At 60.3% G+C, this 16,366-nt stretch carries 15 protein-coding genes and 3 pseudogenes; 5 read left to right on the plus strand and 13 right to left on the minus strand.

The features are described from left to right. Positions 1-8 precede the first annotated feature (8 nt). The 3 genes from GUI70_RS17730 (at position 9) to GUI70_RS17740 (ending at position 3,078) form a co-directional block, all read left to right on the plus strand. A complete protein-coding gene (locus GUI70_RS17730; protein WP_161883650.1) occupies positions 9-704 on the plus strand; it encodes a recombinase family protein in 696 nt (231 codons plus the stop codon). Positions 705-1,066: 362 nt separating this feature from the next. Beyond that, complete coding sequence (locus GUI70_RS17735; protein WP_161883651.1) at positions 1,067-1,768, plus strand: metal-dependent transcriptional regulator; 702 nt, start codon at positions 1,067-1,069, stop codon at positions 1,766-1,768. After that, positions 1,765-3,078: an Nramp family divalent metal transporter gene (locus GUI70_RS17740; RefSeq protein WP_272952896.1), complete on the plus strand. Its 1,314-nt coding sequence runs from the start codon at positions 1,765-1,767 to the stop codon at positions 3,076-3,078. Before GUI70_RS17735 ends, GUI70_RS17740 begins: the two co-directional genes overlap by 4 nt. Positions 3,079-3,244: 166 nt before the next feature. Here GUI70_RS17740 and GUI70_RS24495 read toward each other — a convergent pair. After that, positions 3,245-3,448, minus strand: a pseudogene (locus GUI70_RS24495) (hypothetical protein); the annotation flags it as partial. An 85-nt stretch (positions 3,449-3,533) separates the two neighbouring features. Further along, positions 3,534-3,797 (minus strand): annotated as a pseudogene (locus tag GUI70_RS17745) (DDE-type integrase/transposase/recombinase); the annotation flags it as partial. A 109-nt stretch (positions 3,798-3,906) separates the two neighbouring features. Here GUI70_RS17745 and GUI70_RS24500 point away from each other — a divergent pair. Continuing rightward, a pseudogene (locus GUI70_RS24500) lies at positions 3,907-4,135 on the plus strand (hypothetical protein); the annotation flags it as partial. A gap of 125 nt (positions 4,136-4,260) precedes the next feature. Here the strand turns inward: GUI70_RS24500 and GUI70_RS17750 are convergent. The 5 genes from GUI70_RS17750 to GUI70_RS17770 form a co-directional block, all read right to left on the minus strand. Further along, a complete protein-coding gene (locus GUI70_RS17750) occupies positions 4,261-4,989 on the minus strand; it encodes a ferric reductase-like transmembrane domain-containing protein (protein WP_161883654.1) in 729 nt (242 codons plus the stop codon). Then, positions 4,986-5,129 (minus strand): hypothetical protein, encoded by a 144-nt coding sequence (locus GUI70_RS17755; RefSeq protein ID WP_161883655.1) that lies wholly within the window; start codon positions 5,127-5,129, stop codon positions 4,986-4,988. The genes GUI70_RS17750 and GUI70_RS17755 overlap by 4 nt, the downstream gene beginning before the upstream one ends. 870 nt (positions 5,130-5,999) lie before the next feature. After that, positions 6,000-6,692, minus strand: coding sequence for a hypothetical protein (locus tag GUI70_RS17760; RefSeq protein WP_161883656.1), 693 nt, complete (start codon positions 6,690-6,692; stop codon positions 6,000-6,002). A 200-nt stretch (positions 6,693-6,892) separates the two neighbouring features. Beyond that, positions 6,893-8,317 carry a sensor histidine kinase gene (locus tag GUI70_RS17765; protein ID WP_161883657.1) on the minus strand — a complete coding sequence of 475 codons (1,425 nt, stop codon included), beginning with the start codon at positions 8,315-8,317 and terminating at the stop codon, positions 6,893-6,895. Beyond that, positions 8,314-8,997 (minus strand): response regulator transcription factor, encoded by a 684-nt coding sequence (locus tag GUI70_RS17770; protein ID WP_161883658.1) that lies wholly within the window; start codon positions 8,995-8,997, stop codon positions 8,314-8,316. Before GUI70_RS17770 ends, GUI70_RS17765 begins: the two co-directional genes overlap by 4 nt. A 197-nt stretch (positions 8,998-9,194) precedes the next feature. On the opposite strand from GUI70_RS17770, the gene GUI70_RS25060 reads away from it, so the two are divergent. Then, a complete protein-coding gene (locus GUI70_RS25060) occupies positions 9,195-9,500 on the plus strand; it encodes a transposase (protein WP_272952897.1) in 306 nt (101 codons plus the stop codon). A gap of 56 nt (positions 9,501-9,556) precedes the next feature. On the opposite strand, the gene GUI70_RS17780 is transcribed toward GUI70_RS25060, so the two are convergent. The 6 genes from GUI70_RS17780 to GUI70_RS17805 all read right to left on the minus strand — a co-directional run bounded on the left by GUI70_RS17780 (position 9,557) and on the right by GUI70_RS17805 (position 16,297). After that, positions 9,557-10,783 (minus strand): HupE/UreJ family protein, encoded by a 1,227-nt coding sequence (locus tag GUI70_RS17780; RefSeq protein ID WP_161883660.1) that lies wholly within the window; start codon positions 10,781-10,783, stop codon positions 9,557-9,559. 145 nt (positions 10,784-10,928) lie between these two features. After that, complete coding sequence (locus GUI70_RS17785; RefSeq protein ID WP_161883661.1) at positions 10,929-11,468, minus strand: hypothetical protein; 540 nt, start codon at positions 11,466-11,468, stop codon at positions 10,929-10,931. Between the two features lie 10 nt (positions 11,469-11,478). Continuing rightward, positions 11,479-12,534, minus strand: a complete 1,056-nt coding sequence (locus tag GUI70_RS17790; protein WP_161883662.1) for a DUF3500 domain-containing protein — start codon at positions 12,532-12,534, stop codon at positions 11,479-11,481. Positions 12,535-12,571: 37 nt separating this feature from the next. After that, positions 12,572-13,777 (minus strand): DUF3500 domain-containing protein, encoded by a 1,206-nt coding sequence (locus GUI70_RS17795; protein ID WP_161883663.1) that lies wholly within the window; start codon positions 13,775-13,777, stop codon positions 12,572-12,574. A gap of 250 nt (positions 13,778-14,027) precedes the next feature. Beyond that, entirely contained in the window at positions 14,028-14,810 is a 783-nt protein-coding gene (locus GUI70_RS17800) for a tetratricopeptide repeat protein (RefSeq protein WP_161883664.1), read from the minus strand. Positions 14,811-14,842: 32 nt separating this feature from the next. After that, positions 14,843-16,297, minus strand: coding sequence for a peptidase (locus tag GUI70_RS17805; RefSeq protein ID WP_161883665.1), 1,455 nt, complete (start codon positions 16,295-16,297; stop codon positions 14,843-14,845). Between the last annotated feature and the right edge of the window lie 69 nt (positions 16,298-16,366).

A 16,366-nucleotide genomic window follows, 5' to 3' on the forward strand; every position in this document is an offset into this window, starting at 1 on the left:
AGCCAACCGTGAAAGCCATCGCCTATTACCGCGTCTCCCGCCAAAAACAAGCCGCCTCTGGTCTCGGCCTCGAAGCTCAGCAAGCCAACGTCGCCGCCTTCGCTCGCACCAGAGGCTACGAGGTCATCGCCTCGTTCACTGAAGTCGAAACCGGCACCAACAAACGTCAACGTCCTGAACTCGCCAGTGCCCTGGAACAGGCCAAGCGTGAGGGTGCCGAACTGATGATCGCCAAGCTCGACCGCCTGGCCCGCAACGTTCACTTCGTGTCCGGCTTGATGGAGAGCCGGGTCCGCTTTACGGCCGTCGATCTTCCCGAGGTGGATTCTCTGACCGTCCATATTCTGGCGGCGGTCGCCGAGAAGGAAGCCAAGATGATCTCCACCCGCACCAAAGATGCCTTGAAAGCGGCCAAGGTGCGAGGCGTTAAGCTCGGCAACCCAGAGAACCTCACGCACAAGGCCCGCTTGCGCGGTGCCCAGGCCCGCCGCCATCAGGCATTCGAAGCCTACCGGCTGGTCAGTGGGCACATTCAGCTGCTCAGATCACAAGGGTTGTCACTGCAAAAGATCGCCACCCGCCTGAACGCCGAGGGGCACCGCACCGTCATGGGCAAACACTGGCAGCCCACGCAGGTCAGGAATGTGCTGCTCAGAAGTGTGGCGGATTCAGTAGCGGGCGTTGAAGGGCAGCATGACGAATGACTTCATTCCACCGCCCATCTGGCCTGCTATTGCTAACACCGATTAGCATAGGGCTGACTTATCCGGTGAGGGGTGACAGGGCGGGTGTGCGGGTGTGATGCTGTCCAGGTGTCCCCGATCTCACAGCCGGTGAAGTGGCGACCCGCCTGGGCGTCAAGTCGAGCATGGTGCGCCGACATGCCTAGGCCCTCGAAAACGTCACCGGTATCAGCCTCCAGGGAGACCCAGTGCGGGGCCGGTTATTTCCTAAGCAGCGACGTATAGCGGCCTACCTTGGAACCCACCATCCGTGAAATCGGCTTCCACCTCGAGGCACCTCCACTTATATTGACTTATTTTTAGTTGGGGCTAATAATAAATCTATGACCCCGACGTATCCAGATTCTCATGTGTCTAAATCCAGGCTGTCTTCAAACGCAGAAGACTACCTCAAGCAGATATACCTGCTGGGCAACACCGAGCGGGTCGGTACTCAAGACTTGGCGGATGCGATGAATGTTTCGCCTCCGAGTGCCACCGGTATGCTGCGTAAACTTCATGACCTCGGGCTGGTTCACCACGTCTCATACCAAGGCAGCACCCTGACCGCACAAGGAACTCAAGTGGCGCTGGAAGTGCTTCGTCATCACCGACTGATTGAAACTTTCCTGCACAGGGCGCTGGGCTACACCCTGGATGAACTCCACGTCGAAGCCGAAGCACTCGAACATGTCATCAGCGAACGTTTGGAAGAGCGAATCGCTGCTTACCTGGGGTATCCGGAACTGGACCCACACGGTGATCCGATCCCCACCCCCGAATTCCATCTTCCATTGGCCAGTGGGGTGCCGCTCACGACCCTGGCCAGTGGTCAGCTCGTCCGGCTGACCCGCATTCCTGACGCGCCAACCGTGACCCGGAAACTCGTTGAACTCGGGCTTACCCCGGGTACGCTGATACGCATCGGTCAACACGATCCGGAACTGGGTGTGAGTAGTGTCTGGCTGGACCGCAATGAGGTCACGGTGTCGTTAGTGCTCGCTGCCCAACTGTTCGCGCAAGCAGAGCCTGAGGTCAGCGTATGAGCGTAGGACCAAATCTCACCCCACCCACCACTGTGCAGAGCTCCAACCTCGATCAGCGCATGACCACACGGGCTCAAGAAGTCCTGAGTGGTGGTGGCCGCCATCACGGTTGGCGCAGAATTCTTCCATTTTTCGGACCGGCATTTATCGCCTCCGTGGCCTACATGGATCCTGGGAACTTCGCCACGAATATTCAGGGCGGCGCGCAGTTTGGCTATTCCCTGTTATGGGTGGTGCTGCTGGCCAGCTTAATGGCCATGCTGATCCAGAATCTGAGCGCCAAGTTGGGGATCGCCACCGGGCAAAACCTGCCCGAAGTCATTCGCGAACGCTGGCCAAGGCCTCTGGTCTGGTTTTACTGGGTCCAAGCTGAACTGGTCGCGATGGCCACAGACCTGGCGGAATTTCTCGGCGCTGCACTGGCCATTCACTTGCTGACCGGTCTCCCCATGCTTTGGGGCGCTGTCGTCACAGCCTTCATCACCTTTTCGCTGCTGACGCTCCAAAAGCGCGGATTTCGGCCTCTGGAGATCGCTATTGCAGTGTTCGTTGGTGTGATTGGCATCGCCTATTTGGTGCAGGTGATCTTGGCCAAGCCCGGCCCAGAGGCCTTGACTGGATTTCTCCCGAGCTTTCAGGGGCGTGAGAGCCTCTACCTGGCGGTCGGCATCATTGGCGCGACAGTCATGCCCCACGTGATTTATCTGCATTCTGCTCTGACCCAGGGCCGGATTCCAACCATCAATGACGCTGAGAAAAAACGCTTGGTTCGCTTTAATCGCATCGACGTACTGGTGGCCATGAGCTTGGCTGCCCTGATCAACATGGCGATGCTTGCTTCGAGTGCGGCTGCTTTTCACGGAAAGGGTGTCGAGAATGCCGGTGACCTGACCGTGGCCTACCAGACCTTGACGCCACTGCTGGGGCCGTTGGCTGGCCTTGCCTTTGCGGTGGCCCTTCTGGCCTCAGGACTGAGCAGCAGTGCGGTCGGGACCATGGCCGGGCAAATCGTGATGCAAGGCTTTGTCCGACTGCAGATTCCGTTGTGGGTCAGGCGCGTGATCACCATGATTCCAGCCTTCGCTCTTATTCTGACGGGACTCAATGCCACCAACGTCTTGGTGGTGTCGCAAGTGATCCTGAGCTTCGGCATTCCGTTCGCACTCGTTCCCCTGCTGATGTTCACCGCCCGCAAGGATGTGATGGGGGTCCTGGCCAACGATGCTGCAGTGACCTGGACAGGTTGGGCGATTGCCAGCGTCATTATCGGTCTGAATTTCTACCTCCTCTGGTCCACCTTTATCGGCTGAACGTCTAGAGCAGGACTGACCTGATTGGGGATAGTGTCGCCGTGCACGGCGACACTATCCCCGATTACGAGGAGCTTCAGTGGTCTCCAAGCCAAAAGACTGAGTGTCTGGGGTTCTGGCAACTTAGCATTGAGCAGGGCAAATCTAGCCAGTGGCGGTCTGAATTTCAGACCGCCGCATCAACGGCGTGTTGCCAGGCCAGGTGAGCCTTGGCTTGATTCCTTCTTCGATTGAGTGCGGGGACAGTGATGCGGGTGTGCTGGTAAAGGTTCGAAACACGGGCATGCGGGGCCAGAAATTCCTGCGTTCGTCGCTGTTTCTTGAGGCTCAGCTGACTTCGCTTCTGTTCTCGGGCCTTGCGATGCGATTGTCTTGGGCAGAACGGCACCCTCGTCGTGAGCGGACTATCGTCATGAACGGACACCCGTATGGGGCCATTCCTCCCCATGAGGACGCTACTCCTCCCGTATGGAGCCTGCCCGCTGTTCAATCAAGTTGTTGCAACGAGCCGCCCTGATGACCTGGGTATGCTCCACAGCGTGGAGCACGGGAAGTTCTCGAATGGCCGCCCCGTAACGCCAGAGCTTGTCAGTGTGAACGACGTCTGGCACGTCGTCATTGATGAGTAAGCGTTTAAAAAAGATCTTCGCGGCATGGGTGTTCCGGTGGGTTCGCGAAAGAATGTCGAGCACCGCGCCAGTTTCATCGACGGCCCGCCAGCGGCCAGGCGTCCTCATGGGGAGGAATGGCCCCATACGGGTGTCCGTTCATGACGATAGTCCGCTCACGACGAGGGTGCCGTTCTGCCCAAGACAGGAACATTGATCCACACGACGACAAGAGCGCAGTCAGCAGGGGTTCAGACGATGGAAACGCGCTCAAGAATTCCTGAGGTTGCACGCCCGGATCAGCGGGCAAGCGTCCTCATGGGCGCTGCTCTGCCCAAGACACCAAGCTCCACCATCATTCCCGCACGAGCGTTTCCGCCACGATCAGAAGAAGCAATCAGAAACAAGCGTTCCAGACGTGGTCTGTGGTTGCAGCAGGGGTGGCCTGAGACTCAGGCCACCCCTGCCCTCCGTCTGGCGCAGGTCAAGTTAAGGCAACACAACCGTTCCAGGTAATGCACGACTTGGTCAGGGGGCGCTGATGTCCCCTCCTTCGACGATACTGGTTAGCGTGTTACGTCGTTTCGTCGGCGCGCCTAGGACGCGAATGTTCGGCGGCTCTTGTTTGGTTTGGTGGGGTCTGGCGGACTCGCTTTCCAGTCTCTTCCAGAAAGCGCAGGCCGAACGTCAGCACAGCCCCGGCCACTGCTACACCGTAAAGCGGTCCCAGGGAGTCAGTGCCCGCCAGGATGCTATGCAGCGTCAGTACCACGAAGGCTGGGTAAGCGGTAAGGTGCAGGGCTCGCCATTGTTTCTGGCTTAGACGTTTGCGCCACACGGTCGACAAGTACACCAACGCCAGGCTATACATCCCCAACGTCCCCAGGCACATTGCCAGCGTCGCACCCGTCGAGATCCACGGGAGAAGCAACGCCGTCAGTGGCTGCGCGGAGGTACCGTCCACCGCCAAGAACACCCCGTGAGCGGTCCCCAGGATCAGTGCGAAACCGCTCAGCAGACCATGCCAACCGTACTGCTGGGCCCGAGCGAGCCAGGCCGGGGCATAGCGACTCCCCAACAGGGCTCCGAAGTTGACGCTGAGAGCCAAGGCGAGATACGCGACGATGCCAGTCGCCCGCAGCAGCGATCCGGCTAGCGTTCCAGCTCCGAGGTTGAGCGCGCTCAGGATGAAGCCGATCAGCAACAGGGCTGCCAGCAGCAGACTCAGCAGGGTATTGATCCGGTTTCCGGTCACTGTGTTGGAAACCGGAGGCGACCGGCGTACGGGGACGGAACTTGTCATGACCATCTCCTGAAGGATGCTGGGATCTTTTCCTGATGGCGATCATTGGAAACCGGCCAGAGGACGTCAAAATCCATTTCGTTGGCTCGAATATGCATCAGAACGGCAATCTGGGTGTTGCGGAAACGCTGACCGATCATCTCTGCTGCTTCCTGTGTCCAGCTTGATGCCGAGCTCCCAGGCGCGTGAAGTCAGCACTGGTCGAGGCCTGGAAAGATGACAAGTCTTGGAGAGACTGGACCGGTCTGGCCAGGCCGATGGGAAGGAAGATCATGGTGCTGATTCCGGCCGTCAGGCTGAGGAAGATCAGCAGGGAGAAGCGGGTGGCTCGGACGTTATCGAACTTTCTTGTTGGGGTAGGCATACGAAGTCCTCCGGCGCGGCTAACCGGAGCCGGTACCCGCTGGAAAGATGAAGGCGAAACCATCAAAGGACGGTTGTTCTGCTAGACAAACTTTGCTCATTCCTGGTGGGAATTGAGTGCTATCAGTGCAGAGAGTGTTAAGTCAACGGTCCCGCTCTCAAAGAGTATGATTAAGAATAAGTTGAATAGCCATATCAATTAAGATTAGTTTCAGAATTCTACTCAGTATGGATTAAGAACAAGTCCTGCTATTCATGCTGAGCTGTTGCAGCATTCTATAAATAAATTCTAATGGAGGGTACATTAATTTATTTGGAGTGAATAAAATTGCTAAGCTTGACCATAGATAATCATTTAAGAAGCAGTAAATAACTGACGATAAGAGATCGCACTATCCCGTTTGCTCCAGAAACTATGGCCACCTGCTCTGGGGACAAAAGCCAAATCTAACAATAGGTGCTTTTCACCAGCGAGCTTCTTCGCTTCCTGCCATTCAAGTCGAGGTGACAGGGGAGTTGCCCTGCCACCTCTCTGAACTGCCATGGTCAACGCGTCACACATACAAGAGGTGCGGCCTATTTTCTCCAGCCACACCTGGAGCATTGTGGTCTGATCAATGCACGCATAACCGTGGACGACGCGTCACTCAGTGATTGATGGTCGGCTGCACGCTCAAGTTGACGATTTTCGTCTCGCCGTCACGGACCACCATGGCGTACTTCGCTTTGGCTACCGCTTGCGTGATGGCTTGCTGCTGCGTCGCCGTCGGCGTGCCGCTCAGCTTGATCGTCGACTGCACCTTCCCGCCCGAGAGTGGATCACTGGCGTAGAACGTCACGCTGCTCGCGTCACGTAAGCCGGGGAGTCGTGCGCCCGTTCCATCCTGGGTGTTTCCCCCATCAGTTCGGCCGTCTTGACCTCCGAACTGACCACCGTGGCCGCCACGTCCGTGGCCGTTACGGCCACCAAGCCCTCCATGGTCAGTGAATGTATTGGTCTGAGCGTCCTTCAGGGTGAGGATGCGCGTGCCATGGTCGCTGGTGAGAGCGACATACGTGGCACCTTTCGGAGGATTCGCGAAGGGATTAATGGGCGTTGTCGTGGTACCACGAGGCTGCGGCTGCACCGTAGTGCTCGACAAGCGCGTACCGCCACTGAGTGGATCCCCAGCGTAGAACGTCACGGTCAGTGGCGATCGTGCATGGGTTTGGGTTTGGGTCTGGTTGTTTGAGGGTGCACCAGCCTTGGTGGTTTTGGTGGTCGCTGAAGCGGCAAGGGCACCAGTGGTCAGCAAGGCGGCGGCGATCAAGGCGGTGAGGGTTTTGGTGTTCAATGTCATGGGAGACTCCTTTGTCGTGTGATGGCTTTGCTCACCACACGACAAAGTGTGCTCTGGACCTGTTCAATCGCGAGGTAGAAGATGTTCAGAACTTGCGTAGGCCACTGGGTATGAACTTGAGGCACAACCCAGCTCTGTCAAACGGCTGCATCTTGCATTGCACCCGTCCTGATAGAGCAAACGTGTGTCTGCTCTGACCGCTAGGTTGATTGGAGGACATTTTGGTGATTTCCAGGACCCAGGCCAGGATGATTCTCTGGCTCACTGCCGGGCATGGTGAAGGTCACTGTGGTGCCCTGGCCGAGCGTGCTGGAGATGCGAATCTGGCCACCGTGGGCCTCGACGATGGACTTGCAGATACTCAAGCCCAGACCACTCCCACCTGTACTTCGCGACTTATCTGCTCGGTACAGCCGTTCGAAGACGTGCGGAAGATCTTCAGAAGAGATTCCAATGCCAGTATCTTGCACCCTGACACACAGGAAATTTCCTTCCCAGGCGGCACCGACCTTTACGTCAGCGCCTGTAGGGGTGTGTGCCAGAGCATTACTCAGCAGGTTCTGAAGCACCTGTGTGATTCGTACTTGATCCACAACAAGGGTCAGCTCCTCCTGGGGTAATTCGGTATAAAGCGTGACACCCTGCTGTTCAGCGACTTCCTGAAAATTGCTCATGGCAGCAGTCATCAACTCGGCCACGTTGGTTGGTCTTGGGTGGATCTGAAGTTCGCCCGCATCGGCCAGAGAGAGGAAACGCAAGTCATTTACGAGTTGGGTGACATGACCTGTTTCATGGTGTAATCGCTGTAGCCGCTGCAGCGTAGGCTTGAAGGTTCCATCAAGGATGCCTTCCAGGGTTCCAGAAATGACCGACAGAGGGGTGTTGAGATCATGGGCGATGTTGGCGGTCAGTTGCCGGCGGGCTTGCTGATTGCGCACGATCTCCTGGTGCATCTCGTCAAAGGCCTCCAACACATCTCCAAATTCATCCTTGCGGTTCGTTCTTAAGGAATTGGAGGCTTCTCCACGCTGCAAGGCCCGAATCCCAATCTGCAGCTCCCTCAATGGCTTAAGGAGCGTGCGTGACAGCAGCAGCCCAATCAGCACGGCCAGCCCAGTGGCTCCCAACATCGCCCACCCAATTGCCCTGTACGTGTTGGCCAGGAATGCTTCACTCCGCCCATCTGGACGTGCTTGCATTCCAGACGGGACCAGGTAACCCACCAACGTCCCGTTAAAGGTAAGAGGTGTTTCTGGCTGGCCGACCACTTGGCGGCCCCGTGGGACGTTCGGGGTGGAGAACACGGCACGATGCTGTGCGTTCAGCACCAGCCAGGGACTGCGTAGTCCGCGATCCTTTCCATTCGGTGCGGTCCGAGAAGACCCGTCGACTCCCCTACCCTTGGCGGAGGAGGGCTGGAAGCCATTCAGGGTTCCATTGCTCTGCACATATGTTTGAACCTGGCCCGCCAGGTCCTCACGGGCCTGCTCACCCAGGAGGGCATTAAACTGCGACCGGGTGGAGGCCGCAGAAATAAACCCCACCGTTCCCAGCGTCACAGCACTCACGAGAACGCAGGCGAGCACAAACCGCCAGGCGAGGGTGCGCCAGAAGGGGCGCTTCATGGCATCAGGTCCGGATTCAGGCGGTATCCCACTCCAAACACCGTCTCGATCAGTCGCGGCTTCCCAGGCTCGGCTTCGATTTTGGCACGAAGGTTCCGCACATGCACGTCGATGGTCCGTTCCGAACCCAGGGCCTCCTCCTGAAGATGCTCAAGCAACACGAGTCGGGAAAAGACCCGGCCGGGCGCACGGAGGAACGCCGTCATCAGGTCGAACTCTGAGCGGGTCAGGTCCATCCGCTGTCCCCGCACACTGAAGAGCCGGGAGGTAGTGTCAAGTTCCAGTTCTCCAGCTCTCAGCGCGGAAACCGGAGCAGCCTCGGTCCCTCGCCGCAGATGGGCACGGACACGGGCAAGCAACTCGGCCATCGAGAAGGGCTTAGTCATGTAATCATCCGCACCCAATTCCAGGCCCAGCACTTTGTCAAGTTCCGTATCTTTCGCGGTCAGGAAGATCACGGGCACCCGTTCGGTCGTCCGGAAGCGGCGCAGGAATTCCAGGCCATTCATGCCAGGCATCATCATGTCCAACAGCACGAGATCGGGGCGATGGTGACGTGCTTCCAGAAGCCCTTCCTGACCGTTGGACGCCACCCGGACCTGGTAGCTGTGTTCTTCAAGGTACTCGCGCACCATGTCACGCACACCTTGGTTATCCTCCACGATCAGGATGCTTTTCATGCGTTGCTTCTGAAGGGAGGCAGGCAGGGGAGGGTGGCGGTGATCATACGGAAACTTTGTCATACAAGTGCTTCTCTTCGCTAGGATGCCAGGCTCAAGAACGGAGGGCAGTACCTACTGATGGCGGTCAAAGTAAAGTATCAGGAGATAAGGTCACGTGACCTTGCCTCAGTCTCGCGGATTCCGATGCAGCTTTCGTGCGGCGTGATAGACCGAAGGATGAGCGATCTCTACGCTGTGCTGGACCGACTTCTTCCCGTCGAACTCCATCTGCGGCTCCTCAACGCTCACCTGGGCACCACGGCACGAGTGGATTCCAGGACGTGCGCAGCTTCGCGGTGGGGTTCACCTGGGAACAGGCAGCACTCCTCGCTGCGGTGACCCTGCCGTGGAGCAATGGGCCAACCGAGGGTGTCGTCAACAAGATCAAGCTTGTCAAGCGTCAAATGTACGGCCGAGAATCGTTTGAACTCCTTCGTCGGCGCGTCCTGCTCGCCGTCTGAGTGCGGCATCGGGATTACACAAGAGCCGCAAAACTGAGGTATCCCCCGCCTGGTGCTCACACACTCGGGTGTACGCGCCCCCTGCGACTGAGACCAAAGCCCGTCAGTGCGAGGATCGCGAGCGTCAGCAGCGCCCATGGCCCGACTGCGCCAAGCTCGTCGGCAAGCGTGCCCAGCGGGTTGCTCCAGCCCACCCGGTCACCGAGCCAGCCCAGCGACGCCAGCGCGGCGAGCGAGCCCCCAATCACCCGCACGGCGGGATAGAGCCTCGTTTGCGCCAGCAGGATCAGCCACGGCATGGTCACGGCGATTACCAGCAGCTGCATCGTCTCGATGCCCAGGTTGAAGCCCAGCAGGCTGAGCGCCGTCTGCCAGGCATTCAAATTCAACTCCGCCAGAGTGTATGAGAAGGCCAGCCCGTGAATCAGGCCGAACCCAGCGGCGACGAACATTTCCCGCCCCGGAAAGATCGGCCGCAGAGCATGGATGGCCGACACGAAGATCGACACGGCGATCAGCGCCTCGATGGGAGCGTCCGGCACGTTTACGATTCGTAAAGTGCCCAGCAGCAGCGTCAGCGAGTGTCCCACCGTGAAAGCGGTGGTGATCTTGACGATGTTCAGCAGCGATCTCCGAGTGCCGCCGAACGTCCCCCAGTGGCGAGAGGCGACCACGAGCGGAGCGGGGAGCAGCAGCGTCAGCAGGAACAGCAGGTGGTCGGTGCCCTCGGCAATGTGGCGCAGACCCAAGCTAAAAATACCGACGAAGCCCCGCCAGGCGCTGCCCTGCTCCACGTTCACCGGCAGCAGCGGCACCAGTCCGGTGCGCGGGTCGGCCCGGATGACGCCGACGTCCACGCTCTCATTGCCGCTCTCGTTGTTCAGCCCGCGCTCCCAGTCGCGCCGCACCGACACGAGGATCGAGTGGGTCTTCACCTCACGCACGATGGCGTCGTACCTGAGGGTGAAGTCACGCACGCTCGCCCCGGCGGGTGGGGTGAGCCGGGCCGCCACGACGAATTCCTGATACGGGCCGGTTGCCGTCTGATGCGCCTCCGAGAGCGTCGGTTCCCTGATCTGAACAGTCCAGGCCGCCCCGTTCGACCCGGTAAGCGCGAGGTGCCCTGCAAGATACGCCCGAACGGCTGTTCCGTACTGCTCCAGCACCTGCTTGTTGTTCACAAGCTTCCAGTCGGTAGCGAGCTGAAGTTCGTTCAGTGGCACAGCCAACTCTGCCGAGACGTACTCGGTATGCAGATCGAGCTGCACGGTGGTCGTCGGCATCGGATGGGCGAGGCTGCGCCCAGGCAGGAAGAGAACAAGGGCGAGCAACCAGGACAGCGGAAGGAACGGACTGGGCTTTCGACGCATCATGCAATCCCCTCTGCTGAGCCCAAGCGCACGAAATGAATGTGCTTCTTTGGACGACTCACGAGCGGCTGGCCGTGTATTTCACCGTCAGCTGCTGGCCGTCATTGCTGTGCTGCTGCCCAGTGACCTGATACTGCCAGCCGCCAGCGGGTTGCAGGAAGATATTGGCAATCCACTGGCTTTTGACCGGCTGGTAGCGGTTTTGGTAGCTGAATGTCTGTCCGCCCGCCACATCTGGCCGCCTAGCGGTGGCGTAAATCTTGATGGTGTCGCCGCCGATCTTCAGGATCGCCAGCGGCGGCACCGTCACGGTGTCAAGTATCCACGGCACGGCCACACCGCCCAATATGAGGGTGGACTGACTCAGTACCTTTGCGGCGTACGCCCGCGCCTCGGCCCCACTGGCCTTGCCGTCGCCGTTGGTGTCCAGCGTTTTGAGCATTGTGCCCGCCACCTGGCTGCCTGGTGTCAGGTCCAGTTCCAACAGCACCTTCCCCGGCGTCAGGGTGAGGTACGCGCCCTGCACTACCTCGTCGACCGGGTGCGCCCCGGCCCAGCCGGAGAGCAGGGCCAGCACCACCCAGACAGGCCGCTTCATGCCTGGAACTTCACTTGGTCCAGGCCGCGCCGTAGTCGTCGGTCGGATCGCGGTACATGTTGTGCAGGTGATTGCTGGGGTCACCGCCGATCGACTGCGGCGAGAACTCGATCAGCACGGTGGGGCCGGTCACGCGGTAGTAGGCGGTGCCGTCAGCGGTGGTCGGGCCGTACCAGGCGAAATAGGTCTTGTCGATGTTCTGCGTGATGGGTGTCATCTTGGCGGCCAGATCGTTGTCGTTCAAAATGCCCAGCCGGTCTTTGATGAGGGCCAGGAACTTCTCCTTCTGCGCGGCGGTCATGGCGCTGGCCGGGAGCCCCTCGGCCTGGAGGGTCTTGCCGTCCTTGCCCGGCCCCAGAATGAGGTCGATGCGCGTGGTGCTGAGCACGGCCTTGGCCTTCTGGGCAGCACTCAGGCTGCTCAGCATGGCATACGAATCCTTGACTTCCTGCGGCACCTTCTGCACGATCACCACGGTCTTGCCGTTCTCAGTGGCCTTGATCGGCTGCCCCCCGGTCAGGCTGGGGGCAAGCGTGATGTTGCTGCCCACTACCGTGGCATTCAGCGCCAGGTGGTGCCCGCCGAACTGGAGCATCCAGGGCGAAGTGCCCGACGGCGTGCCCAGGAACGCCACATAATATTCGTCGCTGCCGAACACCAGATTACCTGGGCCGCCGGAGGCTTTCAGCACGTCATCGGCGTTCATCTGTTGTTTGACCATGCTCAGGCCGTCGGAACTCAGCACCATGCCCAGCAGGCCCATCAACGAGGTGCGCTGGGCCGCACTCATATCACCCCAGCGCAGCCCAGCGCGCTGGAAGATACCGGTAGGGAAATTCGACCATTTGGCCCGCTGCGCGGCGTCGGTGTAGGCAAAGCTTGCTGTCTTCTTCTGCGCGGCAGTCAAGGTGCCGAGAAAAGCGTTGGCAGCAGCCACGACCTTGGTGGTCTGGGCGTCCGCCACAGTGGCGGTGGTGGACGCGGTGGCTGGCGTGGTGCCAAGCGAGAGGGTCAATCCCAGGGTCAGGGCAGTCAAAGCGCTCAGAACAACGTTCTTATGAATCATTTGGTTCTCCAGGGTCGTCAAGTTCTGCGATCAGCTCTTACTTGAGTTTCGTCCAGGCCGCGCCGTATTCATTGGTGGGGTCGCGGTACATGTTGTGCAGGTGGTTGCTGGGGTCGCCGTCGTTGGCCTGCGGGGCGAACTCGATGATCACCGTCGGGCCGGTCACTCGGTGATAGGCGGCCCCCGCCGAGGTGGTGGGGCCGAACCAGGCGAAGTAGGTCTTATCAAGATGCTGCGTGATGCCCGTCATCTTGGCGGCCAGGTCGTCGGCATTCAGGATGCCGAGGCGGTCTCTGATCAACGCCAGGAACTGGGTCTTCTGCGCCGCCGTCATTGCGCTGCCGGGCAACCCCTCGGGTTGCAGGACCTGTCCGTCGTGGCCCGGCCCCAGCACAAGGTCGGCGCGCGTGGTGCTGACCACCGCCCTGGCCTTCTGCGCGGCGCTCAGGGTCTGGAGCAGCGCGTAGGCCGCCTGCGCCTCGACGGGCACGTTCGGTACGAGGGTGTAGGTCTTGTCGTTGAAGGTGACCTTGATCGGCTCACCACCCGTGAGGCTGGGCGAGAGGGTGATGTCCTTGCCGACCACGGTCGCGTTGATGGCCAGGTGGTGGCCACCGAACTGGAGCATCCACGGCGAAGAGGCTGAAGGCGTGCCGACGAAGGAGACGAAATAGTAGTCGCTCCCGAAGCTGATGGCGGGGCGGCTTCCAGAGGGCAGACCACCTGCGGGTGGCTGACCGCTGGAAGCCGGTTTCGTCGCCGCAGTGGCGATCCCGGCCGCCGGGGCATCGCTGCCCTGCGCGCCTGTGGAGGCTGGACCCGCGCCCTGGTCGGTGGCGCGGACGAGGTCGTCAGCGAGCATCTGCCCCTTGACCATCTCCACACCCGACGGGCTCAGTACGCTGCCGAGCAGGGTCATCAGGGCCGCGCGCTGCGCCGGGTTCATCTCGCCCCAGCGTACCCCCTTGCGATTGGCCCCAGGTCCGCCCAGTGGAAAGTTCGACCAGTTGACGCGCTGGGTCTGATCCGTGAACGCGAACACCGCGGCCTTCTTCTGCGCGGCGCTCAGGGTGGAGAGGAAGGCATTGGCGGCGGCCACCACCCTGCTGGTCTGGGCGTCGGCAGCGGGTGTGCTGGTGGTCATGGACGTGCCTGCCCCTCCTGCCGAAGCCACCGACAGGGAATACAGTGACGCGCCGCAGAGGGTCGCCAGAATCAAACCGGCAAGCATCTTCTTGTTCATCGTGAACCTACCTTTCGTGTTCTGCTCGGAGGCAGCACCCCCGTCTTCCTGAGAAAAGGCGATGGATGGGAGTGGTGTTCAAACGGCTCGTATCGTGGTTGGGCTCGGGTGTGCAGCTGCCATTGCGGCATCTTTTTCGTTCGGCTGTGACCTCTGTGCAGCTCCTGTGCAGGAGTACGTCGGCGCTAAGCTGAACAGCAGCGCTTTCTCTCCCAGGTTGCGCGAAGGTGGGCGCGTCCATGCGACACGTTTACTTTGAGGTGACTCCGAGGCGCTGCAGAGCGGCCTGCGCCGCAGTATTTCCGACAGCGGCGGCCTGCTGGTAGAGCGAGGTGGCCTTCTGGAGATCAGGCGTGACGCCCAGGCCGCGTTCATACAGCGCGGCCAGGCCGACCATGCCGTCCGAGGCGATGATGTCACCACGCTCGGCGGACGTGGTGTACCACTGCATGGCAAGGGCGTAATTCTGCTCGGTGCCCTGTCCGAGTTCGTACGCCCGGCCAAGGTAATACTGGCTGGTGATGTCTCCCCGTGCCGCCGCAAGCTGGAAGGCCGTGAAGGCCTGGGGATAGTCTCCAGTACCCTGGTAGCTCAGCCCGACGTAGCGCGGCGCTTTGAGGTCCCCGGCGTCGGAGGCGGCCTGGAAGTACCGCAGGGCTTGGGTGGCATCCTTCGGCACGCCCAAGCCTTGCTGGTACAGCATGCCGAGATTCAGCAGGGCGCGGGCATTTCCCTGCTTACCCGCCAGCTCGTACCACGAACGTGCAGCAGCGTAGTCTTGCGGCACGCCGTGCCCGTCCTGATACATCTGCCCCAGCCACAACTGGGCGTCAGCGTTGCCCGCCTTGGCCGCCTGCGTGAAGTCTGCCAGTGCCGTGGCACCGTCTCCCGCCTTCTGCGCCGTGTTTCCCTGCTGGACGAGCGCGGCCGCTTGACTCGCCGTCAGCGTGGTCGTTGACTGAACGATGGGTGCACACGCACTCACGAGCAGGACGGTGGTGATGGGCAGCAAGAGAGAAACCTGTCGGATCATGTGAGGGACCTCCGGAAACACGGGCATCCGCATCACTTGTGCTGCTGGAAGACCCAGTCGCGGATGCTTGAGATGGTGTAGGCAACGCGCCAGGTGTTTGAGTGCCCGGCAGCACCCTGGGTGCTCTGCCCCGCCGGAATCACTGTGCCTTTGGCAAACGAAGCGTAATAGACGTTGCTCTGCGGGTTTTGCGCGACCAGCGTTGAAGCGTTCGTACTGAGGGCCTCAGCGCTGGTGGTACCGTCCCACACCGCGCGGCTCACCTTGCCACCGTTCTGTTCGAGGGTGGTGGTGATCGCGTTCATCCCGGGATAAGCCTTGGCATCATCCTGCGACACCACGATGAACAGTTTGTTCTTCGCCATCGGCGCGACCTGCGTGGCATCCCACTGCCCGGCGACGAGGAACGACGCTGCGAAGAAGTTCGGGTACTTGATGTTCATGGCGATTGAGGTCATGCAGCCACCGGACTGACCGGTGGTGTACAGCCGCTTCGTGTCCACGTGGTACTGCTTTGAAAGCTGTTCGATGAGACGAATGGTCACGTCCATGTACTGCGAGGTCTGCGAGTCGTCGTTGGCCAGTTCCACGGGATACTCTGGGGCGAGCACAAAGGCAGGATGTTTGGCCTGGTCAGCGGGAGACGCCCAGGCGACCGCTCCGAGCCCCTGGGTCAGGGGATTGTAGACATTGGTGCCGATGGTGCTCGCGTCAGGCATGAACAGCACCAGTGGGTACGCCTGGTTGGGCCCGAGGTTCTTGGGAATGTACAGGTTGTAATCCAGCCGTAACCCGGTCACAGGATCGGTGTAACGAAACTGCTTGAAGTCATCCGCGATCAGGTTGGACAGCCGGGTGCTGGCGACCGTTTTGACAGTCGGAGCATAGGACGCTCCCGCCACCGTGCTCACCGGTTGGATCTGATTGAGGGTGACGGAGGTCTGCGATCCACCGGTCATCGGCCCCATCGCCGGTGGCCCGCCTGAAGGCGTGCTCCCACCTGCAGTGCTTACGCTCGAGGAAGAACCTGTGGTCGCGGAAGCGGCAGTTGTGGGCGGGGCAACTGTGCTGGTGGCGCTGGTGCTCGCCGCTGCGGCTGCAGTGCTCAGTTCGAGAACCACAAAGCGGCCATCTCTGCCGCTCATTGCCTTGGCAGCCGTGGTGTTCGCGTATACCCTGGTCACCGTGTATCCCGTCACCGTGAACGCGGCCTGGGAGAGGCTACTGTTCTTGATGGGCGCGTCGTACTCGACGATGGCAGCGGTAATCTTCTGACCCTCGCCGAACACTTCGGTGACCGCAGTGGCGGCTTTGATGTGTTCGGTGTAGTACACGCCGCTGCCAGGAGGTCCATGCTGGGCGGCGTCAGCTGGCGCGGCGGTCGTTGCTGGGGTAGTGATCTGCGCGTGTGTGTTGGACAGCAAGAGAACGCCCGAGACGAGGGCCAGGGACGTGCAGGAAATCAGGGTGTATCTGGAAAAGGTCATGGTGCGGTTCTCCTCGGTGTGAAAAGTTGTGAATGATAGCCAGCACAAGGCTGATGAGACGCAGACGCC

The organism is Deinococcus alpinitundrae, assembly GCF_009982895.1.
GTDB lineage: Bacteria > Deinococcota > Deinococci > Deinococcales > Deinococcaceae > Deinococcus > Deinococcus alpinitundrae.